Source organism: Cobetia sp. 1CM21F, assembly GCF_023161745.1.
Lineage (GTDB): Bacteria > Pseudomonadota > Gammaproteobacteria > Pseudomonadales > Halomonadaceae > Cobetia > Cobetia amphilecti.
Window position 1 is genome coordinate 542,606 of record NZ_JALNTQ010000001.1, and the last position, 24,460, is coordinate 567,065.

General features: G+C 62.8%; 21 protein-coding genes. 9 read left to right on the plus strand and 12 right to left on the minus strand.

Annotation, left to right across the window (positions count from 1 at the left end):
• The first annotated feature begins 257 nt into the window (after nt 1-257).
• A complete protein-coding gene (locus tag MSG32_RS02275) occupies nt 258-2,243 on the plus strand; it encodes an autotransporter domain-containing protein (protein WP_248377292.1) in 1,986 nt (661 codons plus the stop codon).
• 155 nt (nt 2,244-2,398) lie between these two features.
• Here MSG32_RS02275 and purN read toward each other — a convergent pair whose 3' ends face one another.
• Both purN and purM read right to left on the minus strand, forming a co-directional pair.
• A complete protein-coding gene (gene purN / locus MSG32_RS02280) occupies nt 2,399-3,175 on the minus strand; it encodes a phosphoribosylglycinamide formyltransferase (RefSeq protein ID WP_054556275.1) in 777 nt (258 codons plus the stop codon).
• Nucleotides 3,172-4,254 carry a phosphoribosylformylglycinamidine cyclo-ligase gene (gene purM / locus MSG32_RS02285; RefSeq protein WP_054556274.1) on the minus strand — a complete coding sequence of 361 codons (1,083 nt, stop codon included), beginning with the start codon at nt 4,252-4,254 and terminating at the stop codon, nt 3,172-3,174. The genes purN and purM overlap by 4 nt, the downstream gene beginning before the upstream one ends.
• Before the next feature lie 312 nt (nt 4,255-4,566).
• On the opposite strand from purM, the gene MSG32_RS02290 reads away from it, so the two are divergent.
• The 3 genes from MSG32_RS02290 (at nt 4,567) to MSG32_RS02300 (ending at nt 6,991) form a co-directional block, all read left to right on the plus strand.
• On the plus strand, nt 4,567-5,676 hold the full coding sequence (locus MSG32_RS02290) for an AI-2E family transporter (protein ID WP_043334110.1): 1,110 nt from the start codon (nt 4,567-4,569) through the stop codon (nt 5,674-5,676).
• 40 nt (nt 5,677-5,716) lie between these two features.
• Nucleotides 5,717-6,415 (plus strand): DnaA regulatory inactivator Hda, encoded by a 699-nt coding sequence (gene hda / locus MSG32_RS02295; protein ID WP_043334111.1) that lies wholly within the window; start codon nt 5,717-5,719, stop codon nt 6,413-6,415.
• A gap of 102 nt (nt 6,416-6,517) precedes the next feature.
• Entirely contained in the window at nt 6,518-6,991 is a 474-nt protein-coding gene (locus MSG32_RS02300) for a phosphate-starvation-inducible PsiE family protein (protein ID WP_107336345.1), read from the plus strand.
• Between the two features lie 58 nt (nt 6,992-7,049).
• Here the strand turns inward: MSG32_RS02300 and MSG32_RS02305 are convergent, their stop codons facing one another.
• The 3 genes from MSG32_RS02305 to MSG32_RS02315 all read right to left on the minus strand — a co-directional run bounded on the left by MSG32_RS02305 (nt 7,050) and on the right by MSG32_RS02315 (nt 9,746).
• Nucleotides 7,050-7,481, minus strand: coding sequence for a secondary thiamine-phosphate synthase enzyme YjbQ (locus MSG32_RS02305; protein WP_248377294.1), 432 nt, complete (start codon nt 7,479-7,481; stop codon nt 7,050-7,052).
• A gap of 37 nt (nt 7,482-7,518) precedes the next feature.
• On the minus strand, nt 7,519-8,673 hold the full coding sequence (locus MSG32_RS02310) for a toll/interleukin-1 receptor domain-containing protein (RefSeq protein ID WP_248377296.1): 1,155 nt from the start codon (nt 8,671-8,673) through the stop codon (nt 7,519-7,521).
• Nucleotides 8,674-8,837: 164 nt separating this feature from the next.
• Nucleotides 8,838-9,746 (minus strand): LysR family transcriptional regulator, encoded by a 909-nt coding sequence (locus MSG32_RS02315; protein ID WP_043334115.1) that lies wholly within the window; start codon nt 9,744-9,746, stop codon nt 8,838-8,840.
• Between the two features lie 719 nt (nt 9,747-10,465).
• Here MSG32_RS02315 and MSG32_RS02320 point away from each other — a divergent pair.
• The 3 genes from MSG32_RS02320 to MSG32_RS02330 all read left to right on the plus strand — a co-directional run bounded on the left by MSG32_RS02320 (nt 10,466) and on the right by MSG32_RS02330 (nt 13,851).
• Nucleotides 10,466-12,487: a TonB-dependent receptor gene (locus tag MSG32_RS02320; RefSeq protein ID WP_248377298.1), complete on the plus strand. Its 2,022-nt coding sequence runs from the start codon at nt 10,466-10,468 to the stop codon at nt 12,485-12,487.
• Nucleotides 12,488-12,903: 416 nt separating this feature from the next.
• On the plus strand, nt 12,904-13,365 hold the full coding sequence (locus tag MSG32_RS02325) for a flavodoxin domain-containing protein (protein ID WP_043334117.1): 462 nt from the start codon (nt 12,904-12,906) through the stop codon (nt 13,363-13,365).
• Nucleotides 13,366-13,434: 69 nt separating this feature from the next.
• Complete coding sequence (locus MSG32_RS02330; RefSeq protein WP_107336349.1) at nt 13,435-13,851, plus strand: hypothetical protein; 417 nt, start codon at nt 13,435-13,437, stop codon at nt 13,849-13,851.
• Between the two features lie 154 nt (nt 13,852-14,005).
• Here MSG32_RS02330 and ppnN read toward each other — a convergent pair whose 3' ends face one another.
• Entirely contained in the window at nt 14,006-15,418 is a 1,413-nt protein-coding gene (gene ppnN / locus MSG32_RS02335) for a nucleotide 5'-monophosphate nucleosidase PpnN (RefSeq protein ID WP_277876238.1), read from the minus strand.
• A gap of 16 nt (nt 15,419-15,434) precedes the next feature.
• Entirely contained in the window at nt 15,435-15,734 is a 300-nt protein-coding gene (locus MSG32_RS02340; RefSeq protein WP_043334118.1) for a hypothetical protein, read from the minus strand.
• Between the two features lie 307 nt (nt 15,735-16,041).
• Here MSG32_RS02340 and MSG32_RS02345 point away from each other — a divergent pair, with 307 nt between their 5' ends.
• Nucleotides 16,042-16,983: a LysR family transcriptional regulator gene (locus tag MSG32_RS02345; protein WP_043334148.1), complete on the plus strand. Its 942-nt coding sequence runs from the start codon at nt 16,042-16,044 to the stop codon at nt 16,981-16,983.
• A 572-nt stretch (nt 16,984-17,555) separates the two neighbouring features.
• Nucleotides 17,556-19,070 (plus strand): acetyl-CoA hydrolase/transferase family protein, encoded by a 1,515-nt coding sequence (locus MSG32_RS02350; protein ID WP_282460274.1) that lies wholly within the window; start codon nt 17,556-17,558, stop codon nt 19,068-19,070.
• A 115-nt stretch (nt 19,071-19,185) separates the two neighbouring features.
• Here MSG32_RS02350 and MSG32_RS02355 read toward each other — a convergent pair whose 3' ends face one another.
• The 5 genes from MSG32_RS02355 to MSG32_RS02375 form a co-directional block, all read right to left on the minus strand.
• On the minus strand, nt 19,186-19,515 hold the full coding sequence (locus tag MSG32_RS02355) for a YkgJ family cysteine cluster protein (protein WP_054556269.1): 330 nt from the start codon (nt 19,513-19,515) through the stop codon (nt 19,186-19,188).
• A 79-nt stretch (nt 19,516-19,594) separates the two neighbouring features.
• Nucleotides 19,595-22,084, minus strand: coding sequence for a YjbH domain-containing protein (locus MSG32_RS02360; RefSeq protein WP_248377302.1), 2,490 nt, complete (start codon nt 22,082-22,084; stop codon nt 19,595-19,597).
• 100 nt (nt 22,085-22,184) lie between these two features.
• The gene (locus MSG32_RS02365) at nt 22,185-23,081 is read right to left on the minus strand and encodes a hypothetical protein (RefSeq protein WP_248377304.1); all 897 of its coding nucleotides are present in this window, start codon (nt 23,079-23,081) and stop codon (nt 22,185-22,187) included.
• Nucleotides 23,075-23,863: a YjbF family lipoprotein gene (locus MSG32_RS02370; protein ID WP_248377306.1), complete on the minus strand. Its 789-nt coding sequence runs from the start codon at nt 23,861-23,863 to the stop codon at nt 23,075-23,077. Before MSG32_RS02370 ends, MSG32_RS02365 begins: the two co-directional genes overlap by 7 nt.
• Nucleotides 23,863-24,330: a hypothetical protein gene (locus MSG32_RS02375; protein ID WP_248377308.1), complete on the minus strand. Its 468-nt coding sequence runs from the start codon at nt 24,328-24,330 to the stop codon at nt 23,863-23,865. Before MSG32_RS02375 ends, MSG32_RS02370 begins: the two co-directional genes overlap by 1 nt.
• Nucleotides 24,331-24,460: the final 130 nt, after the last annotated feature.

Genomic DNA, 24,460 nt, shown 5'->3' on the forward strand with positions numbered 1-24,460 from the left:
GCGCCTCCTTCGGGAGGCGCTTTTTTTGTGCCTGCTCGTGGCGACGTGTGACGACGGTGGCAAGAAAGAGATAACGGTGGCAAGAGAGGCGCCGGTGGCAGGTAGCGAGAACGTGACACGCTCGCAAGGCGCTGAGTCTTAGCCGGAAGTTGAACAAAACACGTGATTCAATCACTCGTTTTATTGCCTATGCTTGTCTGCAGGCCACCCCCAGAGTGGCTGCAGGACGGATACCTCCCACAAGCAAGGGGCACGCCATGCCATCGCGTTCACATCGCGCTGTATTCCCGCCGGCCAGCGCCAGCGGCCTGGTCCGACGTTTCACCCTCAGCGGTCTCGCTCTCGCCATCAGCACCACCTTGCTGGCGACTCCTGCGCAGGCCTATTCCAATCTCTATCTCTTCGGCGACAGCCTGAGCGATTCCGGCCAGTTCCCCGATACCACCCTGGGTGGCCTCAACAGTCTGCGTTTCACCAACCGCAGCGGCCCGGATTACGAGAACTCGGCCTATGGCAGCGTCTCGACCCAGTTGCTGGCCACGGAACTGGGGCTGGCGGCCGAGCCTTCCACCTCGGTGATCTATCAATTGGCCGGCTTCAGTGACGGCACCAACTACGCGGTGGGCGGCTATACCACGGCGCAGATTCTGGCCTCGGTGACCGATGAAGACGGCTCCGAGGTGGTCATCCCGCCTGGCAGTACCGGTGCGGGCACGGTGCTCAGGGTCGAGGATGGCTATCTGGTCAGCACCGGCGGCAGTGCCGACCCGGACGCCCTCTATTACGTCAATGGCGGTGGCAACGACTTCCTGCAGGGCGTGATCACCTCGCCGGCCACGGCGGTCGCCTCCGCCGGCAATCTGGCCTCCGCGGTGGAGGCGCTGGCAGCGGCGGGTGCCACCACCATCATGGTTTCCAACCTGCCGGATGTCGGCAGCACCCCGGCCGGCCAGTCGGCGGGCGCGGCGCAGGCGGCAGGGACCTCCGCGCTGGTAGACGTCTTCAATGATGCGCTGGGCGCGCGACTGGCGGCGCTGGATGGCGAAGTCAACATCATCCGCCTGGACACCGTCGGCATTCTCGAGGAGGTGCTGGCATCACCGGCCGAGTTCGGCTTCGCCAGCGACGTGCCGCTGACCCAGGTGTGCTTCTCGGACAGCTGCAACGTCACGCCCTACGGGCTGGGCGGCGCTGCGGAAGACCCCGACAAGCTGCTGTTCAATGATGGCGTGCACCCGACCACCGCCGGCCAGGAGATTCTGGCCGACTACGCCTATGCGATGCTCGCCGCGCCCTCGGTGCTGGGGCTGGCACCGCAGCTGGGCACGGGCGCGCTCAATGCCAGTCAGCGCAGCCTCGGCGATGAATTGCGTCCCGGTGCGCAGGACAGGCGCTCAGGGGAGGGCGTGCGCGTGTTCGCCATCGGCTCGGCCAGTGGCGGCACCGGCGATGGCGAGACTTCCAGCGGCCAGCAGGGCTTTGACAGCGAGCAGCGCGGTGCGGGTGTCGGCGTGATGCTGCCGCTGGACAACGCACTCGGCCAGGCCTGGGGCGGCGTTGCGGTCAGTCAGCGCAATGCGGACTTCGATGTCGATGATGGCAGCGAGCTTGAGCTGGAAGGCCAGGTGTTCAGCCTGTTCGCGCGTCAGCAGCTGGGCAGGTTTGGCGTCCAGGCGGTGGCCAGCTACGGCGACTTCGATTACGACCTCGATCGCCATGTCGCGCTGGGCCAGTCATCGCGCACCCTGTCCGGTGAGACCGATGGCGATGGCTTCAGCGCCGAGGCGCGTCTCGATTATCGCCTCACCGCCGCCGAGTCGCTGTGGTACAACGCGCCCTTCGTGGCCTACCGCCATACCGAGTCCGACATCGATGGCTACACCGAATCCGGTTCTGCCGCCAACGCCTTGAGCGTCTCGGATCAGACGCTGCGCGATCGCCGGGTCGAGGCCGGCTTCATGGTCGACCGCGCCATTGCAGAAGGTTTTGGCCTCTACGGTGAGCTGGCCTACGGCAAGCGTCTGGATGACGACGCTGACAGCGCCGAGGTGCGTCTGGCGAGCCTGCCGACCAATGCCTACCGCGGCGAGGATCTCGATCGCGGCAGCGACAACTACCTGCGTGTCGATGGCGGCTGGCGCATGCAGCTGGGCCGCAATGCCATGCTGCATCTGGGCGCCGGTATCGAGACCTGGGATGAGGTGACGGCGCGCGGGGAGGTGGGGGTGAGTTACACCTTCTGAAAGCGAAAGCCGCCGAGAGAGAAGTGAAGCTTGAAAACAAGAAGACCCCGCGACATCGGCATGTCGCGGGGTCTTCTGTTTTCAGCTCGCTGTCAGCTTGCTATCAACTTGCTATCAGCTTGCTGTCAGCTCAGTCGGCCTTGCCAGCAGACTGATCAGTCCTCTTCGCCTTCCGGCAGCTCATCGCTGAGCTCTTCTTCCACATCGGCGTGGGAGAGGCGCAGACCGCCCACCGGCAGATTGTGGCCGTCGAGCTTGGCCACTTCACCGTCGAGTTTCAGGCGGCCTTCGAGGAACCAGCGCACCGCGATCGGGTAGATCAGGTGCTCACGCGTGTGCACGCGCTCCTTGAGACTGGCTTCGTCATCGCCTTCCAGCACGTTGGCGACGGCCTGGATCGCGACCGGGCCACCGTCGAGCTCCTCTGTGACGAAGTGCACGCTGGCGCCGTGTTCCTTCTCGCCGGCTTCCAATACCTTGCGATGGGTATCAAGCCCCGGCCAGGCCGGCAGCAGCGACGGGTGAATGTTCATCAGACGCCCGAAGAAGTACTGCACGAACAGCGGCGACAGGATACGCATGAAGCCGGCCAGCACGATGAGGTCCGGTTCATGACGCTCGATCACCTTGATCAGCGCGGCGTCATAATGCTCGCGGGACTCATACTCCTCATGCGGCAGCGCCACGGCATCGACGCCGGCGTCACGTGCACGCACCAGGCCATAGGCATCAGCCTTGTTGGAGATGACCGCGACCACGTCGCCGCCCAGCTCGTCGTGTTCCTGTGCTTCCAGCAGCGCCTGCAGATTGCTGCCGCTGCCGGAAATCAGTACCACGACGCGCGGGCGAACCGGCGCATCGTCTGCCTCGAAACCGTTGCCGAAGCCGCCGAGAGTGTCACCGTTGGAGGCGTTGGTATTCGGTTCGATCATGCGGACAGATTCTCCAGCTGGACCTGCTCTTCCATGCCGTTGCGGGCGCGGATGCTGCCGAGGGTGAAGACGGTCTCGCCCTGGGCTTCCAGGTGAGCGCGCGCGGCGGTGGCGTCGGATTCAGCGACGACCACGACCATGCCGACACCGCAGTTCAGCACGCGGTGCATCTCGTGTTCTTCGACGTTGCCCTGCTGCTGCAGCCAGTCGAAGACCGCCGGACGCTTCCAGCTGGCGACGTCGATCTCGGCGGTGCAGTCTTCCGGCAGCACACGCGGGATGTTCTCGAGCAGGCCGCCACCGGTGATGTGGGACATGGCATGCACGGACAGGCCGCTTTCCTTGAGCAGCGACAGCAGCGGCTTGACGTAGATGCGCGTCGGCGCCATCAGGGCGTCAGCCAGCGGCTGGCCGTCGATTTCCTGCTCCAGCAGGGAGGCATCGGCGACTTCGAGAATCTTGCGGATCAGCGAGTAGCCGTTGGAGTGCGGGCCGGAGGAGGCCAGACCCAGAATCACGTCACCTGCGCCGACCTTCTTGCCGTCGAGGATCTCGGACTTCTCGACCACACCGACGCAGAAGCCGGCCAGGTCGTAGTCGCTGCCTTCGTACATGCCCGGCATTTCAGCGGTTTCGCCGCCGACCAGCGCGCAGCCGGACTGCAGGCAGCCTTCGCCGATACCGGTGACGACGTCAGCGGCGATGTCGATGTCGAGCTTGCCGGTGGCGTAGTAATCGAGGAACTGCAGCGGCTCGGCGCCAGCGACCACCAGATCATTGACGCACATGGCGACAAGATCGATGCCGATGGTGTCGTGACGGTTGAGGTCCATGGCCAGGCGCAGCTTGGTGCCCACGCCATCGGTGCCGGTGACCAGCACGGGCTGGCGATAGCCTGCCGGCAGTTCGCACAGGGCGCCGAAGCCACCCAGACCACCCATCACTTCCGGGCGGTGAGTGCGCTTGGCGACACCCTTGATGCGTTCGACGAGGGCGTTGCCTGCATCGATATCGACACCTGCATCCTTGTAGCTCAAGGAAGTCTTGCTGGGCGAGGAGTCCTGGGGGCGTTGCGTCATGTGAGGTTCCTGTCGGTGCGGCCTGGGCGGTGAGACACGATCGATCGCGGGAAAAGAAAGGCGGCCATTGTAGCATTGCGCTTCGCGGCTGACACTGTGCCGATTCACAAAACCGCATCAAAATGTGAAAAGGCCGCCACGCCAGTCATGGCAGGCCTTGTCGCACCTTGGGTGGCGCCGGGGGAGGCAATGTCAGACGCGTGAGCGGCGCGTGTCTTGTGGGTGACTCGGCGACAGGCAACAATGGGTGATGCGTGCGCCGTCGGCAGTCAGCCGTCACGAGTGCCCCACGGCTTGTCTCAAGGAGTGAAGATGCAGCGTAAATGGTGGTTGCTGGCCGCAGGCGTGGCCTTCCTCGGCCTGTTGGTGATGCTCGAACCGATTCTGATGCCGTTCTTCATCGGCATGATTCTCGCCTATCTGGGTGACCCGCTGGCCGACTGGCTGGAAGACAAGGGCCTGTCGCGCCATCTGGCGGTCACGCTGGTGTTCAGCGTGCTCTCGGTGGTGCTGTTGATCGCACTGCTGGTGCTGGTGCCGCTGCTCGGGCGTCAGCTGGCGCAGTTGATCAGCTTCATGCCGGTGGTCTTCAACTGGATACGCGAGACGGTGCTGCCGGAAATCCAGTCATTCACCGGGCTGGATTTCAGCGCCGACTTCGATCAGGTCCGCTCGCTGCTGCTGGGCAACTGGAAAGAGACCGGCACCTTCGCCGCCGCGCTGCTGGGCACCGTCTCCAAGTCCGGGCTGGCGATGGCCATCTGGCTGGGCAATCTGGCGCTGATTCCCGTCGTCACCTTCTATCTGCTACTCGACTGGGACCGCATGAAGGAGAAACTGCAGGGCCTGCTGCCGCGCCATATGGAGCCTACCGCCACGCGTCTGGCGCATGACTGTGATGAGGTACTGGGCGCCTTCCTGCGCGGGCAGCTGCTGGTGATGCTGAGTCTGGGTATCGTCTACGCCATTGGCCTGGCGATCATCGGGCTCAAGTTCGCGCTGTTGATCGGCCTGGTGGCGGGGCTTGCCAGCATCGTGCCGTATCTGGGCGTCATCGTGGGTATCCTGATCGCGGCCACGGTGGCCTTCTTCCAGTTTGGCGAGTGGTGGGCGCTGCTGGCGGTCGGTGGAGTCTTCGCGCTCGGCCAGCTGCTGGAAGGTGTGGTGTTGCAGCCGTTGCTGCTGGGCGACAAGATCGGCCTGCATCCGGTCGCGGTCATCTTCGCAGTGATGGCGGGCGGCCAGCTGTTCGGCTTTACCGGCATTCTATTGGCCCTGCCGGTGGCGGCCGTGATCATGGTGCTCTTGCGTTATCTGCATGATCGCTATAAAAACAGTACTTTATATGACCAACAGCGTGATTCTCGCCCCGCGGTGGCAGCAGATCAGCCAGCGCCGCCGGCGGCAGAGGATACCCAGTGATCGAGAGACGAGATCACGGCAACAACAATCAGCATGACGGATGGCAATGACTCAGGGACAGATGGCACTCGGCGTCGGGGTACGTGACGCCGCGACCTTCGACAACTACCACTTCACCTCGACCTCGCTGGCGGAGGCCCTCAAGGGGCAGCTTGCCGACGGCGGGGAGCCCTTCGTCTATCTGTGGGGCGGCGAGCAGAGTGGGCGTAGCCACCTGTTGCAGGCGGCCTGTCATCTGGCGGGCGAGCAGGGCAAGCGTGCCTTCTATCTGCCGCTCAATGAGCTGGGTCACTTCCCGCCGCACATGCTCGAAGGGCTGGACGAGATGGACCTGGTCGCCATCGATGACCTGGATGTGGTGATCGGTCGTCAGCGCTGGGAAGAGGCGCTGTTCCACCTCTACAACCGCCTGCGCGACGGCGGGCGGCATCTGCTGGTCAGCGCCAGCTGCGCACCGCGTCTGCTGCCCGTCATCCTGCCGGATCTCGCCTCGCGGCTCTCCTGGGGCGTCACCTTCCACCTCTCGGGGCTGGATGACGCCCAGCGCCTCGAAGCGCTCAAATTGCGTGCACGTGACCACGGCCTTGCACTGCCCGACGAAGTCGCCCGCTACATCCTGCATCGCGGGCCGCGCAGCCTGCCGGGGCTGTTCGCGGCGATGAGCGAACTCGACAACGCCTCGCTCTCCGCCCAGCGCAAGCTGACCATTCCCTTCGTCAAGCAGACGCTCGGCTGGTAGGGCAGCGCCTGCGCGGGCCCGGCGGCCCAATCTTGCCTTCATCACGACCGCGGCACCGATATTGCAGTCTCTTTCCATCATCTCTGTCTGAGGACACGCGGCATGAACAGGTTAGACAAGCATCGGGAGCGCATGCACAAGCAAGCCAACTCGATCGGCAACTTCCTGGTCGAAGGCTTTCACTATCTCGGCCTGTTCGCCATCGGCGGCGCGATTGCCATCGCCTCGGTATCGGCCTTCTTCGAGATGTTCGCCAAGGGCTCGGCCAGCGTCGATGACATCCTGCTGCTGTTCATCTATCTCGAACTCGGCGCGATGGTCGGTATCTACTTCAAGACCAACCATCTGCCGATACGCTTTCTGCTCTACATCGCCATCACTGCGCTGACGCGCTACCTCATCGGCGATGTCTCCCACCACAAGGCCCCCGATATCGGCCTGCTCTACCTCTGTGGCGGCATCTTCTTCCTCGCCCTCTCGGTACTCGCCGTGCGCTTCGCCTCCTACAAATATCCCTCCAGCAAAGCCATCGACCCGATGGGCGGCACGGTAGGGGACGAGGATTCGACGCGATAAGCCCACGTTTCAGTAGCTCTTGAATACCCAAAAGGCCGCGATCACTCGCGGCCTTTTTTCATTCTCCACTCAGTGTCAGACACAATCTGCGGCTGCCGCCGTGATCGCGGTGTTCGCCGAGCCAGATGCCTTGCCAGGTGCCGAGGGCGAGGCGATTGACGCCGCGACGGGCTTCGACGGGTAGCGTGAGCTGGGTGCCGAGCAGGCTGGCGAGCACGTGGGCAGGCATGTCGTCATCACCTTCCAGCGTGTGGCGGAAGTAGGGCAGGTTGCCGGGCACCAGGCGGCGCAGGAAGGCATCCATGTCGTGACGCACGTCTGGGTCGGCGTTCTCGTTGAGCGTCAGCGAGGCGGAGGTGTGCAGCAGCTGCACATGCAACAGGCCGACACTGACCGGCGGCATTTCGGCCAATGCCTGCTCCACCTCGTCATTGATGAGGTGAAAACCGCGCTTGTGGGCGGAGAGAGTGAGAATGTCGCGTTGCCACATATGTACACCTGTTGTTGGATATGACTAGAGGTACGTTTCAGTTGTGACGTCTAGGGAGTTTATTTACTCTGGATATTAGGTCCTCAAGTTTCTTTTCTCCTGTTAGAATTTTATTCATTAAATCCCTCAGTTCTTGGTCAAAGCTAGGGTTTCCAATAGGAGATTCACTTGCTGCTATCAGGAAGTTGTATGGTGAGAGGTATCTTCTTTTTAACTCAGCCTCACCATTTAAATCTACTGGCTGACCATTTGATAAGGTAGCTCCATCATCATAGTCTTCTCGGGTAATTACTGAATTGTTAAATAGTGCGTACTCTTCGCATGCATACCCTTTAAATGCTATCTGGCTTTCAATATCATATTCGCCGAGACCTGTTGGTGCTTGTTTATGTGTTTCAATATATACGAAGTCTCTATAATAATCGCCTAGGCTTATTGCTGCAATCTTTTTTATAAAAAGCTCGTGATAGTCCATTGCCGCAATGCCATCATTCTTTTTAATGAAGTTTTTTATATGTAAATTGCTTCCTCTCCACCACCATACTGGATGTTTATTACCTTTAACCAATGGAGGCTTTAATAGTATTTCTAATCGGTTTATGGCATCACTTGCATCATACCAAGCTGTACCTCTCACCCCAGGAAAAGCGGAACAAAATCTATCATGGAAAAAAGACGTGCTCCTCTCAAAATTTTCGGGTTGGATTTTCAAAAAAGGATTGGTGCCAATTTGTGGTTTTGGATGCTTAGGAATTTCATATAGTGCATGTAATAGATCTTGTAGAGAATTTTTATAAAGATTGTCAGAAGAGAAGTCGACGTATAGTCTTGCTGATAGGCATGTAGGGACATTGGGTTCATTTGTGACTGATCTTATTATTGGTATGTATTTTAGGGTGTGCTGGTCGTGAAGTAGCTGGCTAGTCAATATGGTTTTTTCATACCCTACGCCACCGGTGCCATTATTAGATTTTAGATTGTAGTTGTCTGTACATATGACTAACACCCTGTCTGTACTTGTTAGTGAAGTTTCCATGAAGTGAGTTAAATTTGCCCCAAGAGAAAGATCCCATTGGTCTAACAATACTTCAACACCGTTTTCCGCTAGATCAGTTGCAAGCTTTCTTGTCCAGTTAATATGTTCGGTGCTATCATGAGAATAAGAAATGAAAATTCGAGGGTTGTTGTTCACTGAAGTTCCTTTGCGTTGTTTGATTGTTGATCAATATTTTATTTTACTAGTTGATTGTAAGTGTTGTAACGCAAAAGGCCAGCCCCTGAGGGCTGGCCTTTTTGCTGCGTGCGGCGCTGGTTTACTTCACCGCGAGGGTGAGAGCCAGCGTAGCAGTGCTGCCATCAACCGGCAGTGGTAGCGGCTTCGCTGACGGTGCGGCGGGCGGCCTTGGCGGTGACGCGCTCCGGCTCTGACTTGCCGATTTCGCGGGCGAGCCAGTCGGCGAGCATGCGCACACGGGTCGGGATCGGGCCACGCGGCAGCAGCATGCCGATCTCGACCGGCGGGATCTCGCTGCATTCCAGACGCTTGAAGGACTGGCCGTTGCGCTCGCTGAGGGTGTTGACCCAGTCGGTCGGCAGCACGGCACGAATCAGGCCATCGGCCACGTAGTCGGTGAGGACTTCGAGGTCATCTGACTGGATGTGATTCGGGCGCGGGTCTTCCGGGTGACGCGAGAGGGAGGTGCCGGACACCAACGGTTCCAGCTCGCCCCACGGCAGTTCTTCCGGGTTCTCGACGTGAGAGGCCGCGTAGGCCGCCTGATGCCAGTGGGTCAGCGGGCGGAAGACGTGGGTGCTGCCGGCCAGATGCGGGAAGCCGATCACCAGGTGCGGCTGGTTCTCGAGAATCTCGCGACCGTTGTGCCACAGCTTCAGCTTGATATCGACGCCTTCGTGTTCCGACAGGAAGCTGGTCAGCGCGTGACCCAGGAAGTGACGACCCAGCGACGGCGTGGCGTGGATACGGATGGTACCGGTGAGGTCTGACTGGCGGTCTTCGATGGCGCGGTGCGCTTCATCATCGAGATTGGCCATCGAGCGTGCGTAACGGTAAAGGGTCTCGCCGGCTTCTGACAGGCGAATGCCACGATGACCACGCTCGACCAGGCGAGTGCCGAAACGGCCCTCAAGGGCGTCGAGGCGACGGCTGACGGTGGACTTGGGCAGGCGCAGACGTTCTGCTGCGCGGGACAGGCTGCCGAGGTCTGCGACCATCAGGAAGGTGTTGTAGGCGTCGATATCGCTCATCGAATAGGTCCGGTTGTTCAGAGGGTCGGGGTGTGCCGTCAGGGAAACACCCACCTTGTACGGGCCAAACGGGCCCGTTGCAGCGCCAGTCGCTGCACAACGGATTGCCTGTCGATGACCGTGCCCCTCAGGCCGCAGGGGGATGCCCCCGGGCAAAGACGCGCTCATCGATCAACAACCGTCACTGCCAGCCGAGCACCTCAGCGCGCGGCGACAGGTCTTGCATCTGCTGCAGATATCCTCAGGGCCGAAGCCATGACAGGGCACTGCCTTGGCGTGACAGCAAGCGTCCTTAATCTGAGCACGCTAACTATATCACTCTGCTCGTAGTGTTGCATCTAAAGTCGCATGCATTGCGCAAATCCGATCTCCGCAGGATGAAACTCTGCCGTGAAGCGAGAAATTTGCGTGGGCCAGGCACTTGTCGAGGCATGTCGGCTAAGACGTCAGTGGCTGGCGATGGTTCCGTATCTGATGACAGACAGGTGATAAAAAAGTGAATTTGGTGGCTGCACGGGTGAAAAAGTGTGCAAATCGGGCCATTTCTGGCAGTTGAGGCACAATCCGGCGCTGCAAGAGGCGAGAAATGACGCGGCCTGATTGCAGAAGTTGCAGAGCGGCGTTGCAGGAAGTGTTGATGACGCAAATGTGCAAACGCGTGCATTATCTCGTTCGCAAAGAGAATCATTATTATTATTAATCTTGGGAACCCTCCGCTCATGACCGATCGCCTCTCTCCGTGCGTGGCAGCCAGCGCTTCCCGCGCCACTGCTTTCACTCCGCGTCCGCTGGTGGCAGCCATTGCGCTGCTGTGTGCCAGTACGGCCCATGCAGAGACGCTGCAGATGGACACGCTGCAGATCGAGGACGATCGCCTCAACGCGACCGCGGTCATCGATAGCGAAGAGATCGCGCTGCATCAGGCGCATGATCTCAAGGATGTCTTCCGTGATACGCCGTCCGTCACCGTCGGCGGCACCACTGCCTCGTCGGAGATGATCTACGTGCGCGGTCTGGAAGACACCAACCTCAACATCAGCGTCGATGGTGCCAGCCAGAATGGCTACCTGTTCCACCACAGCTCCAGCTTCAACATCGAGCCGGAACTGCTCAAGCGCGCTGAAGTCCAGGCCGGACCGGGCGCCGCCGACAATGGTCCCAACGCCCTGGGCGGCAGCATCAAGTTCGTCACCAAGGATGCCCAGGACCTGCTCGAGCCGGGTGAGACCTTCGGCGGCATGGTCAAGGGCAGCACCGAGTCCGCGGCAGATGCCGTCAAGGGCACGCTGTCCGTCTACGGTGAAGTCGCGCCGAACGCGGGCCTGCTGTTCTCGACCAGCGCACGCAACAGCGATGACTACCGCACCGGCGGCGGTGATGAAGAGGAAGGCACCGGCGGCCATCAGCGCAGCTACTTCGGCAAGTTCAGCCTGCTCGACCAGGGCGCGCACAGCCTGCGCATCAGTGCCGAGCACAACGAGGACAGTGGCATCTACTGCACGCGTCCCAACATGGAATGTCAGCCGTTCAACAACGTGAAGGTCGACACCGAGCTGAGCCGCGACACCTATACCGCCAACTATGACTATGAGCCGGGCTCGCGTCTGGTGGACGTGCACACCAACGTCTTCCACACCAAGACCGAGCTGGATCGCACCACCGTCTCCACCGGCGCTGAGCTGAACGCCGATGTCGAGAGCTACGGCGGTGATCTGAACAACACCTTCCGTTTCGGCCCCGAGGACATGAACAACCGTCTGACGCTGGGTAGCGATTATGTCTACGACGAATCCAGCACCGGCAGCTTCGACGAGAAGGCCCGCAACCTCGCGCTCTACGCCCAGCACCGCATGACGCTGGGCGCGGTGGACCTGTCCTTCGGCGCGCGTGTCGATGACTACAAGACCGAATACGCCAATGGCGAGACGCTGGATGACACCGATGTCAGCCCGAACGCGAGCCTCAACTGGCGTGTCGGCGGCGGTGTCGAGCTGTTCACCGGCTACTCCACGGCAGTGCGCGGCAACAAGGGCCGTGAAGCCATCCTGGCCGACGATGGCGTCGGTGTCGGCGAGACGCTGACCGTCGAGCCGGGTCTCGAGGCCGAGACCTCGCGCAGCACCGAAGTCGGCGCGCGCTGGAAGGGCAATGACCTCCTCACCCAGCGTGACCGTGCTGGCCTGGGAGTCACCTACTTCGATACCCATTTCGACAACTACATCACCGATGAGACCGTCGGCAGCGAAACCACCATCTACAACATGGAAGGCATCGTCACCAGCAAGGGTGTCGAGGCGCGTGCCACCTACGGCATCGGCGGCTGGGACATGACGCTGGGCTACCTGACCATGGACCTGGAAGACAATCAGGGCGAGACCGTGGTCGACGACATGGGCCTGGGCAACCAGACCGGTGATCGCTGGAGCCTGGACAACCGCTACACCTTCGTTGACCCGCAGATGACGATCGGCTGGACCGTGACCGCCTACGAGCGCCTCACCGACCTGCCGGATGATCAGAGCGAGCGCGCCGGTTACGCCACGCACGATGTCTACGCCAGCTGGGTGCCGCGTGACATGCAGGACCTGACTCTGACGGCCGGTATCTACAACCTGTTCGACAAGGAATATACCGACCAGAACACCTACTTCCTGGAACCCAACAGCGCACGTGGCATCACGACGGGCGCCATCACCAGTCCGGGGCGTGACGTGCGTCTCTCAGTGGCGTACCGCTTCTGATCAGAAGGCTCTGAGCCCGCAAGTTCGCACCTGACAGGGTGTCATCGCCAGCGATCGTGATCCAGGCTCGCAACGCAGGATGCTTCACTGGCAAGACCCTCGCAGCGCCATCGTGTTCTTCACGGTGGCGCTGTTTTGTTTGCGGGGCGCACAGAAGGGCGGGGCTGCCAGCTCCTGTTGCCTGCTGCCTGCGTCGCGCGGCCACGCTGTGCTATCGATTCATCAGACCAGGCCCGCCTGCTGCCTGCGTCCCGCAGGCGCGCTGTGCTATCGATTCATCGGACCAGGCCCGCCTGCGTCCCGCAGGCGGGCTGTGCTACCATCGCGACCAAATGTCGGAGAGCGTCTGCGCGACTCTTCGCACTGCACTCACGTTCCCGCCACTGGCGGGTGATCGTTCGAATAAGGAAGGATGCATGGCGCTTCTGAAGATTTTTGTCGGCACGATGTATGGCGGTTCACTGGATGTGGCCGAGCAGGTTCAGCCGTTGTTCGAGCAGGCCGGCTACACGGTCGAGGTGCTCGACCAGCCGACATTGGCCGACCTGACTGACGCGCGCCCTGATCTGGCGCTGTTCGTCACCTCCACCACCGGCAGTGGCGATGTGCCGGGCAATCTGACCGGCTTCCTCAATGCGCTGTCTGCCGAGTCCCCGGCGCTGGATTGGCTGCGTTATGGCCTGATCGCCCTGGGCGACAGCTCCTACGGCGAGACCTACTGTGGCGCGGGGCGTCATCTGGATGAGCGTCTGGCCGACCTGGGCGCCACGCGTCACGGCGAGCGCCTCGAGATCGACGCCATGGAAACCTTCATGGCCGACGACGCGGCGCTGCCGTGGGTCGAGAGCTGGATTCCGACCCTGCCGGCCACGGCCTGATCCTGCGGCGGTGGGCTGACCCACCGCCTGCTTCTTCTGTTGTCCGTTCTTTCATCGAGACTGCTTCACATGCCGAAACTGAATCCTGATCATCCGCGTGCCCGCAACCTGACGCCGCAGCGCGTCTCCGTGCTGGCGGGTCTGGCGGTGGTAATGGTTGCCAATATTCCGCGCTTTCTGATCAGTGGCGAGAATACGCGTCTGATGCTGATCGTCGGCTTTGCCGTCGCCGTCAGCGCGCTGGGTATCTATATCTATCGCCAGCTGTCAGACACCGCCAAGGCCAAGGTGCCGACGATGATGCGTCGCCTGCTGGTCTGGCTGGTGGTGGGGCTCGCGGCGATGGCAGCGTTCAACTTTGCCGCGCCGATGCTCAACCGTCCCCAGGAAGGCGCGCTTGAGGTGCTGGTCGATGGCCTGACGCTGGGCCTGCTGGCGCATGTGATCAGCATGTGGATGCAGCGCCGTCGTGGTGAGGAAGGCTGAGCCTCGGTTCTTGAGGCTCATGAGATGCTGTCAGCAAGATATTCCCGATAAACAAGAACGCCCCGATCAGCGATGATCGGGGCGTTCTTGTGATGGCGCTCTTGTGATGGCTGATGAGGTGACGACACGCCTCAGCGTGCCACCACCGGGCCAGTTACTTGCAAAGGGTGTAGCAGGGCACGTAATCGCTGCCCGGCAGCTTCATGCGGCCCTGGGCGACGAAGGAGGTGAGCAGGGCGTCGAGACGCTCCATCAGCTCGGCTTCGGCGGTCAGGCGGAAGGGGCCGTCGCGCTCGATCTCCTCGATGCCTTCCTTCTTGACGTTGCCGGCGACGATGCCCGAGAAGGCACGACGCAGGTTGGCCGCCAGTTCGTGCACCGGCTGGTTGCGGTGCAGTGCCAGGCCCGACATGTTGGCATGGGTCGGCGCGAAGGGCTGCTGGAAGTGCGGAGCGATATGCAGGCGCCAGTTGTAGTAGAAGGCATCCTGATGCTGGCGACGGAATTCCGCCACCTCGTCGATGCCACCGCGCATGGTGCGTGCCACCTCGACCGGGTTGTCGATGATGATGGTGTAGCGCGAGCGCGCTTCCTCGCCCAGGGTGTAGGCGATGAACTCGTCGATCTGCTTGAAGTACTCGGCGCTGGACGCCGGGCCGGTGAAGATGACCGGGAACGGCAGCTCGCTGTTTTCCGGGTGCAGCAGAATGCCGAGCAGATAGAGAATCTCTTCGGCGGTGCCCACGCCGCCCGGGAAGACGATGATGCCATGTGCGGTGCGCACGAAGGCTTCAAGGCGCTTCTCGATGTCCGGCATGATGATCAGTTCATTGACGATCGGGTTGGGCGATTCGGCGGCGATGATGCCCGGCTCCGAGATGCCCAGATAGCGGCCTTCGGTGCGACGCTGCTTGGCGTGCGCGACGTTGGCGCCCTTCATCGGGCCCTTCATGGCACCCGGGCCACACCCGGTGCAGATATCGAGATCACGCAGGCCGAGGTGGTAACCCACGTCCTTGGTGTACTCGTATTCCTCGCGGTTGATGGAGTGACCGCCCCAGCAGGTGACCAGACTCGGCTCACGCGAGGACTTCAGCGCCCCGGCGTTGCGCAGGATATGGAACACCGCATTGGTGGTGCCTTCGGTGGTCGTGAGATCGAAACGCGGGGTGTTCTGGATCTCGTTGGCCACATAGACGATGTCACGCAACACGCTGGAGAGATGCTCGCGAATGCCGCGGATCATCTTGCCATCGACGAAGGCATCGCCGGGCGCATTGTCGAGCTTGAGGCGAATGCCGCGGTCCTGCTGCAGCACCTCGATCTCGAAATTCTTGTGTGCGTTGAGCACCGCGACGCTGTCATCGGTCTGGCTGCCGCAATTGAGCACGGCCAGCGCACAGCGGCGCAGGATGTCATGCAACCCGTTGGAGGAGGTATCGCGCAGGCGATTGACCTCATCCTGAGAGAGCACTTCCAGGCTGCCTTCCGGCGAGATGATGGTCGAGACCAGCATGGAGCTGGCATCACGTGAATAGGTCGTCGCTTCGCTGGTGACAGAATTCATGACTGTCTTCCTTGTCTCAGGCGCCCACGGTGGTCTGGGCGCGTTTCCGGGCTTCTGCCCAGAGTTCAGCAATGCGCTCGCGGTCGTCCACGCTCATGCTGTCCTGGGCAAAGGCGTGCTGCATCCACTCTTCAAAGGTGGCGTCAAAGTCTTCCGCGACCACATCCTCGGGATCGTAATCGGCGTTTTCCAGCACCAGTTCCACCTGGGGGATCATGTACCCCAGCGGGAACAGGTCATTTTCGGCACAGTCGCTTTCCATGGCGAGCAGCGCCTTGTGAATGGCTTCGCCGCGTGCAGCCAGAGCATCAGACATCTAAAGCATCTCGTGTTTCGGGCCAGTCCGAAGATTGGCCAGGACAGGGGTAAAGCGCCGGGCCCTGGCGCGTCGCCGTGGCGTTGAACACGGCAGACGCAGCCAAGGTGGCAGCTGGCATTGTCCATGATGCTAACACGCGAGAGTGGCGGGGCGCAGCGCTGCGCATGGCGGCCAGCTCTGGTAGAATCATGTGCTTTGCGGGTCGGTGGCACCTGTGCATACATGGCAGTTGCGTCATGCAGGTCGTCGCCGGCAACACGATGCGCCGAGTCGCGTCCCCCGTTCGTGAGTGGTCAGTGCCTTCATGTTCAACGCCCAGTATTTTCGTACCTTCATCACACTGGTGGAGACCGGCAGCTTTACCCATACCGCGCGCAAGCTGGAGATGACCCAGCCCGGCGTCAGCCAGCATATTCGCAAGCTGGAGCAGTATCTGGGCCGCTCGCTGCTCAATCGCCAGGGACGCAAGTTCTCGCTGACCGCAGCGGGGCGTCGCTGCTATGACTACTCCATCAAGCTGTTCGCCGAGCACACCCAGTTCATGCACTCGCTGGATGATGACTCCCCGGACAGCGGCGAATGTCGCGTGGCCAGCCCCTCAAGCGTCGGGCTGATGTTCTACCCGTTCACGCTGGGCTATCAGCAGCAGCATCCGGGGCTGACGGTCAGCTACAGCTTCGCCTTCAATTCCGAGATCGTGCAGGACGTGCTGGCGGGTCGCTTCGACCTGGGCATCGTCACCGAGCCGGTCAAGCATCCGGACCTGAACTTCGAGCTGTGGCATCAGGAGCCGCTGTGCCTGGTGGTGCCCGCTGATTTTGCCGGCAACAGCCTCAATGAGCTGATGGCGCTGGGTTTCATGAATTACGCCGATGGCGTCAACAATGCCAGTGCCTTGTTGCGTGAGAACTTCGCCGGTGAATTCCGCTCCATGAGCCACTTCCCGCAGCAGGGCTTCACCAACGATATCGGCATGGTGCTGGACGCCGTGGCGCGTGGTCTGGGCTTCACCGTCGTCTCGCGCACGGTGCTGGAGACCTCGCCGTGGCAGCGTCAGGTGCGCGAGATGCCGCTGACCGAAGCCGTCTACGAGAACCTCTACATCGTCACGCGTGACAATGCCGAGGTGCCGCGCCGCTACGAGCAGCTGCTGGGCGAATTCCGCCTGCAGCGTCGCAACACGCTCTACGGCTACGCCGATGCGCCGGAAAGCTTCGACAACATGGACTTCGACAGCATGGTGTAACGCCCCGCGTCATCATCTGCGCCTCCCGAAAGCCCGCTCTTCATGAGCGGGCTTTTTCGTGTCTCGCCGTCGCCATCTGCGCCGCATGCGCCGTCGCCCTTTGTGCACCGCCTGGTTCCAGCCGCTGCCGCCGTCTTGCGACCAAGGCCTGATGCGGGGGCGGCGTACTGCGTGGGATGCTGAAAGCCAGCGCCTGGTGATTACAGACCTGTTTATTGCAGCCCTGGCTATTTCAGGCCTAGTTATTAAAGACCTGGTTATTTCAGGCTTGGCTCAGTCAGCGTCTTGCCAGCGCCTTGTTTGCTCATTTCGTGGTGTCTTGCCCATCAGGAGGTTCTGCCGTCGTGTCTTCATCCGGTTCTCGCTCCAGTGTCACGCCTCATGCCCAGGCGGTCTCCGCAGAGCATGCGCCAGTCTCTACAGCTTCCGAGGCATCAGCCGCGCCTGTCGCATCAGCTGCATCAAGCGAGGTCTTCTCGCTGCTGGCGCGCATGGAGGTCGGCGAGCTGACCCCGGAGCAGCATGCCGAGGTCGCGCGTCGCTGTCGCTGGCCTGGCTGGCAGTCGCGTCAGATGAGCGCCAGCCAGGCCGCCGAACTGATTCACGATGGCATGACGGTGGGCATGAGTGGCTTCACGCGGGCGGGGGAGGCCAAGGCTCTGCCGCTGGCGCTGGTCGAGAAGGCGCGCCGCGAGCCGTTCTCCATCACGCTGATGACCGGCGCCTCGCTGGGCAATGACCTCGACGGCCAGATGGCGGATGCCCACATGCTGGCGCGGCGCATGCCGTTTCAGGTCGACCCGGTGCTGCGCCGCGCCATCAACGCCGGCGAAGTGATGTTCATGGACCAGCACCTGTCCGAGACGGTGGAGCTGCTGCGCAATCACCAGCTGAGTGACATGAATGTCGCGGTGATCGAGGCCAGCGCCATCACCGCCGAGGGCGGCATCGTGCCGACCACCTCGGTGGGCAACTCGGCCAGCTATGCGATTCTCGCCGACAAGGTGATCATCGAGCTCAATCTCGAGTCGCCGGCGGCGCTTGAAGGGCTGCACGACATCTACATCCCGCAGATGCGCCCCAGCCGCCAGCCGATTCCGGTGGTCGCGCCGGATTCGCGCATCGGCACGCCGTATATCCCGATGGATCCCGCCAGGATCGCCGCCATCGTGCTGACGCGCGGCAGTGACAGCCCCTCGACCTGCACGCCGCCGGATGACGGCACCCAGCGCATGGCGGGCCATCTGGTCGAGCTGCTCAAGCAGGAAGTCGCGCTGGGGCGTCTGACACCGGCATTGCTGCCGCTGCAGGCGGGCATCGGCAGCATGGCCAACGCGGTGATGAGTGGCTTGAAGGAAGGGCCCTTCGAGCACATGACCATGTACTCGGAGGTGCTGCAGGATTCCACCTTCGATCTGCTGGATGCCGGCAAGCTCGATTTCGCCTCAGGCTCCTCCATCACGGTCACCGAGGAGCGTGGCCGCACGCTGTGGAAGGACCTCGAACGCTATCGTGATCGCCTGATCCTGCGCCCGCAGGAACTGTCCAATCATCCGGGCATCGTGCGGCGCCTCGGGGTGATCGCGGTCAATACAGCGCTGGAATTCGACATCTATGGCAACGTCAATTCCACCCACGTCTGCGGCACGCGGATGATGAATGGTATCGGCGGTTCCGGCGATTTCGCGCGCAATGCCCAGCTGTCGGTGTTCATCACCAAGTCACTGGCCAAGGGCGGTGATATCTCGAGCGTGGTGCCGTTCGCCAGCCACGTGGACCACACCGAGCATGATGTCGATATCCTGGTCACCGAGCATGGACTGGCGGATCTGCGCGGTCTGGCACCGCGCGAGCGGGCGGTGCAGGTGATCGAGAACTGCTCGGACCCGAGCTATCGCCCTGCGCTGCGCGCCTACTTCGAGGAGGCGTGCCAGCGTGGCGGCCATACACCACATTGTCTGGAACAGGCGCTGAGCTGGCATCGCGAGGTAGAGGTGAAAGGGCATATGCGCGCCATGCGCACGGCAGCCGAGCCAAGCCCGAACCTTGCAGGAGCGGCCCCATCGCTGCCGGACGCCACTGCCTGAGATAGCACATCAGGCAGGGCGCTTGGCAGAGACAACCACAGGCAGGACACTCTCAGCCAAGACACTTGGAAGAGACAGCCAGTAGCGACAACCAGGACGAGCGCTGGCAGGCGGCCTACTGATCGAGACCGTTTTCCAGGCGCTCGTCTTCGCATTCGGGGCTACCCATCTCGTAATCGCGGCACAGCTGCGGGCGGCGGTCGTAGATGGTGCACATCAGCGTCTCGCGGTCGACGGCGGCACACCAGCCATCGTCGAGGCGGCGCATGACTTCGCCGCCCCATTCATCCTCGTCGATCAGGTAGTCCGGCACGCCGGTATCGGTGAGCAGGATGACCTCAAGCCGGCAGCAGCAGGCCTGGCAGTTGCTGCAGGCGATCTCGTGATTGGCAGGTGTCGCAGCGCCGGCAGTGGCCGGCGAGACGTCGGTAATCGGAATATTCATCGGGTCAGGGTCAGCCACAGTGAGTCAGGCGCCAACATCGGCACGCGTCAGCCGGCAGTGAAACACACTCACGCACGGATTACTTGTAGACCTTGTCGATGCCTTCCCAGTAAGTCTCGGGATCACGATCGCGCGTCATGTCATACAGCTGATAGCGGCGGTTGAGGCGTGCGCCACCATCACGGGTCAGCGGTGCCCAGGCAAAGCCGGTGCTGCCCTTGCTGGAGGTGGTGAAGAAGGCATCCAGCGGGATGCTGACGTAGAGCCCCTTGTCGAAGCTACCCTCGCCGTAGTCATCGCCGGCATCGGTCAGGGTCGCCCAGGCGCCGACGCTGACCCCGTTGGAGAAGCTGCGCGACAGGTCCAGCGTCGCACCGACATCGCCGGCCAGATAGCGCCCCACCGAGCCCTTGACCAGCACATCGTGCCAGCCGGACTGCCAGTAGGCGGTGGCGTGACCGGTGGTGACCGAGTAGTCACGCAGGCCGAACTGCTGGTCGAACTCGCGCTGGCGGACGCGGTTGATGTCCAGCCCCAGCGCCAGCGAGCTGTTCATCGGGCGATAGAGCAGCTCGGCACCGACCCCGGCATACATCATCTCGAGAATGCCGCCGTAGGCCTGGGCGTACCAGTCGCGCCCGAACTGGTGGGTGCGGTTGTACTGCAGGCTGGTGATGCCCAGGTCGGTTTCCTTGATGTATTCCCCGACATAGGTGCGCACGCGCGGCAGCTCGGAATCGGCGATGTACTCGTAGCTGTCGAAGTTGTCGGCGAGCTGATAGGTCGCCACGCCGGTGAACCAGCCATTGCGGTCGGTGCGCCACAGGGCGTCCAGCTGCAGGTTCAGCTGATAGAGGTAGCCATCGGGGCCGCCGAAGTTCTGCTTGAGGCTCGGCGAGAAGCCCCAGCTGAAGCCGAACGGCTCGCGCGCCAGCTTGACGCCATCCCCTGTCGCCTGGCGTGTCTCTTCGTCGGAGCTATGAGGCGAGGCGGCGTGGGCGGTGATGGAGTGCTCGTATTCGGCGCCGAAGCGACGGTCATTGGCGGCGGCCACGAAGGGCTGGCGCGGATGCTCATCTTCGCGCAGCGCCAGACCATTGCTGCTCAGACGGTAGCGGAAGGTGGTGATCTCGGCGGGCAGGCGGTTGTGCAGCACGCGGTTGGCGCGGCCTTCGGCCTGCAGGTCATCACGGAAGCGCGTCGCCTCGGCCTCGACGATCAGGGTGTCGCCCTCGACCCGCAGCTGTGACACCTCAAGGCCGCTCTGGGCGCGCAGGGTATCGGCCAGCGCGTCCCAGTCGACGTCGGCAAGGCGCGGGAGATCTTCTGCCTCTGGGCCGTCAGTCGCGCCGGGCTCGAGCGGGGAGTCAGCGGGTGCGCCGCCGAACGAGTCGAGTGTCAGCAGACGGCCTTGCTGATCCTTATTCGCTGATGGCTCTCCATGCGCTAATGGCTCCTTACCCGCTGAACGCTCTTCATACGCTGATGGCTCTCTGTTCGCTGACGGCTCTTCATGGGCTGAGGGCTCTGCCGCCACGCCTGCCGGTTGGGCGGCGCTGGCGGTGGAGGCGTTCGCGTTGAGCGAGCGCACGCGGAAGGCTTCGGGTGTCTGGTCGTTGCGATAACGGCTGTGGGTGCTGGGGGCGACCGCTTCCGGCGTGCCGTCGTCCTTGGCCTGGGCGAGCCCGGCCAGATTGGTCGACAGTGACAGCCCCAGCATGGCGGTGTTGCCTCGCTCCCAGCCGCCATGCAGCGACAGGTTGTCATTGACCTTGACGGTCGCGCCCAGATTGACCGGCGAGTCCTGCTCGATCTCTACCGTCAGTGGCTCGTCGGAGTAGTCGTTGCCTTCGTATTCCAGCATCAGGGTCAGCGGGTCCCAGGGCGTCTGGTATTCGATGCCGCCGAAGACGGCCGGGCTGCCGCTGAACATGCTGCCGAGCTGGAAGTCGCCGCCGTCATCGCTGGTCGAGTCGCTGCGCGTCTCGAGGCTGCTTCTCACCACTGCCAGCGGATTGCTGAAGTCGCCACGCGTGCCCAGATAACCCCAGCCGAGGCCCAGGCTGAAGTCGAGGTCGCCGTAGCGCTTGCTGGCGACCAGATACTCGGAGCTGAACAGGCCCGTACCGCCGAGATCTCGCAGGCCCACCGCAACTTCGGGCTGATAGCGGCCTTCCTGCAGGAGGCGGAACTTGGTGTCGAAGGATTTATCCAGGTAGTCGCGGTCCGGGGCGGCCGCGCCATAGCTGACGGTTTCCACCGAGACGTAGCGAAAGCCCAGCTCCATCCAGTCGAAGGGCGCCGCATTGACGCTGAAACGCTTGTAGGGCTGGGTGCGGCTGTAGGTGAAGCTCAATTCGCCCTGGGGCGCAAAACGTGCCGTGGGCGTCTGCATCAGGCCCACGCCACCGAAGTCGCTCTGGGATTCGCCGGTCGCCGCATGGGCGATCTGCGCGCCCAGCAATCCGCCCGCCATGCCGAGTGCCAGCCAGCCATTGCGTGCCAGGGCAGGGCGCTGCTCGGGGCTTGAGTGCGTAACGTGATTGGCAGGGCGAAAAGGACTCGACATGGGCGTCTCGCATGCACGCAAGCCAGCGGCTCACGTACGTGAATAAGGGATTGGGTTCGCGGGTCAGGCGCAGTGTGCTGCGCCGGGGCAGCCTCGCCGGCTAGCGCGGGGGCGTCGGCAGCTTCGCGGCGTCCAGCTGCCAGCTCTGGCAGGCATGGCCCGGCAGGCGGCTGGCAAGCCAGGCCGGTAGCGCCTCGTTCACCCACTGCTGCGAGGTATCGATGCCCGGCGTGCTGATCACCACGCTGGCGCCGGGAGCGACGGGCAGATCGGCGTCGCCGCTGGTCAGACGATTCCAGCTCGCCACCGGGCGGGTCAGCACCTGGCCCTGCGGCGTCACCAGGCTGACCTCGACGGCTGGCCCGATGCCGCCGGCAGCGGCGCGCTCGTCGATCAGCGCGTCCAGACTGAGATTCGGCGTCCACTTGCGTTCGTGAACGCCGGTGGCGTCCAGAATCACCACGCTGCGCGGCGCCTGGCAGGCCCCGACCACCATGCCCGGGGCGATGCGAATCGCCTGCGGGCCGTCGCGCATGTCGCGACGCGGGTCGAGCTGACCGGGCAGGCGTGCCACCACGGCGTCAGTGTCCGGCGCGCGGCCCTGCTCGACATAGGCCTGCCAGGCCTGCAACGCCTCGGCGTAACGCGCCTGAGGGCTTTCGTCCTTCGCGCCGACGGCGTAGCGCGCCGCGATCAGTTCGAGCTCGGCGCTGACACGGTTGGCCCGCGCGGCCATCTGCTGGCGAATCAGCGGCGTGCTGACGAAGCTGTAGCGCCAATCCAGCGCTTTGGATGGCGCCAGGCCATCCCATTGCGCCTGCAGCACCTGACTGGCCAGCGGCGTGCTCGCGGCACTGAACGGCAGCGGGGTGTCATCGGCGGTCGACAGGGGCGCGGCCAGCAGTGCGCTCAGCCCTAGTGGCAGCAGGAGGGCGGCGCTGTTCAGACGGGCCAGTGATGACAGGCGGGCCAGTGATGAGAAGACGGGGATCACCATGCCTTGGCGACCTCCCAACCGAACCGCGGGCCATCGGGCCAGGCCGTCATGTCGGCCGCCCAGACGCGATTCTCGTCGCGCCACAGGTCATTGCGCGTGGTGCTGCCGTCGTCCCAGCTCAGAATCTCGCGGCAGTGCTGCAGCGGCAGTTCTGCCAGCGGCAGCGAATAGGGGGCGGCGGTCTCGCATTCGAGTCGCGCCGTGGCCTCGTGTACCTGCATCACGGCGACGTCGTCCTGGCGCTGGCTGCCGGTGGAGGCGGCATCCTGACGCTCCAGCCGACGCGGGTAGGGGGACAGCGCACTGACACTGACCTGATAGGTCGTGCCACTGGCCATCAACCAGGCCGGACGCGCCAGAGCGCGCCCGGTAGTACTTTGTTCACGCCTGTCTGCCACATCACGCGCAAAGCCTGAAGTGGCGGACAGGACGCCATCGCGCAATTCGAGGATGCCGCGGTCGCGACTCTCGAAACGCGCGATGCGCCCATTGCCTTCCAGCGTCGCCAGAACCACCAGCGCGGTGCTGTTGGCATGCTTCAGCTTGAGAGAGGCATAGGGCAGCTCGCTGGCACGTGTGGCGTCAAACTCGTCCTTGCCCATCACGTCACCGAGCGAACTCGAGACGATCTGGGCGCAGCCGGAAAGCGACACCAGACACGCGAGGGTGCCGAATGCCGCCAACGACCTGCTGCGCAGAGCACGGGAGACCACCGAGGTAGCCGCCGTGTTCCGTGCAGGGCTTGAGAACGTGAAGCGTTGCGTCGCACGTGCCGTCTTCATCAGCGAGTCCCGGTTGAACCAGTGGTGCCGGTTGTCCCGGTTGTCCCGGTGGTACCGGTCGTGCCGGTGCCGCCGCCGACGGTGCCGGTGGCCGCACCTGCAGCGACGCTGCCGCTGCTGGCGCTCGGCGTCACGCTGCCGGTGGCATTCTGGCTGGCAGTGCCGGTGCCGGCTGCGCTACCTGTCGGCACAGTGCCGGTAGTGCCAGTGGTCCCAGTCGTACCAGTGGTGCCGGTAGTCCCAGTCGTGCCGGTCGTGCCGGTGGTGCCGGTGGTGCCGGTAGTCCCAGTCGTGCCGGTCGTCCCGGTCGTACCAGTGGTGCCGGTCGTGCCAGTAGTCCCAGTGGTGCCGGTAGTCCCAGTCGTGCCGGTCGCACCCTGAGGCGCTTCTTCTTCCGCGATGGCATTGCCAGCGAGAAGCAGGGCACCTGTCAGGCCGATGATGGCTCCGAGATGTGTCTTGCGCATGGATAACTCTCCTTGATGAGCATTGTCGGCGGTCAGCCGACCAGGCAGGGATGTCAGACCACGGCGTGATGACTCAAGGACTGAGGCATCGGCGTCGAGGCTGCCAGCAGATGCTGGCGATCATCCAACC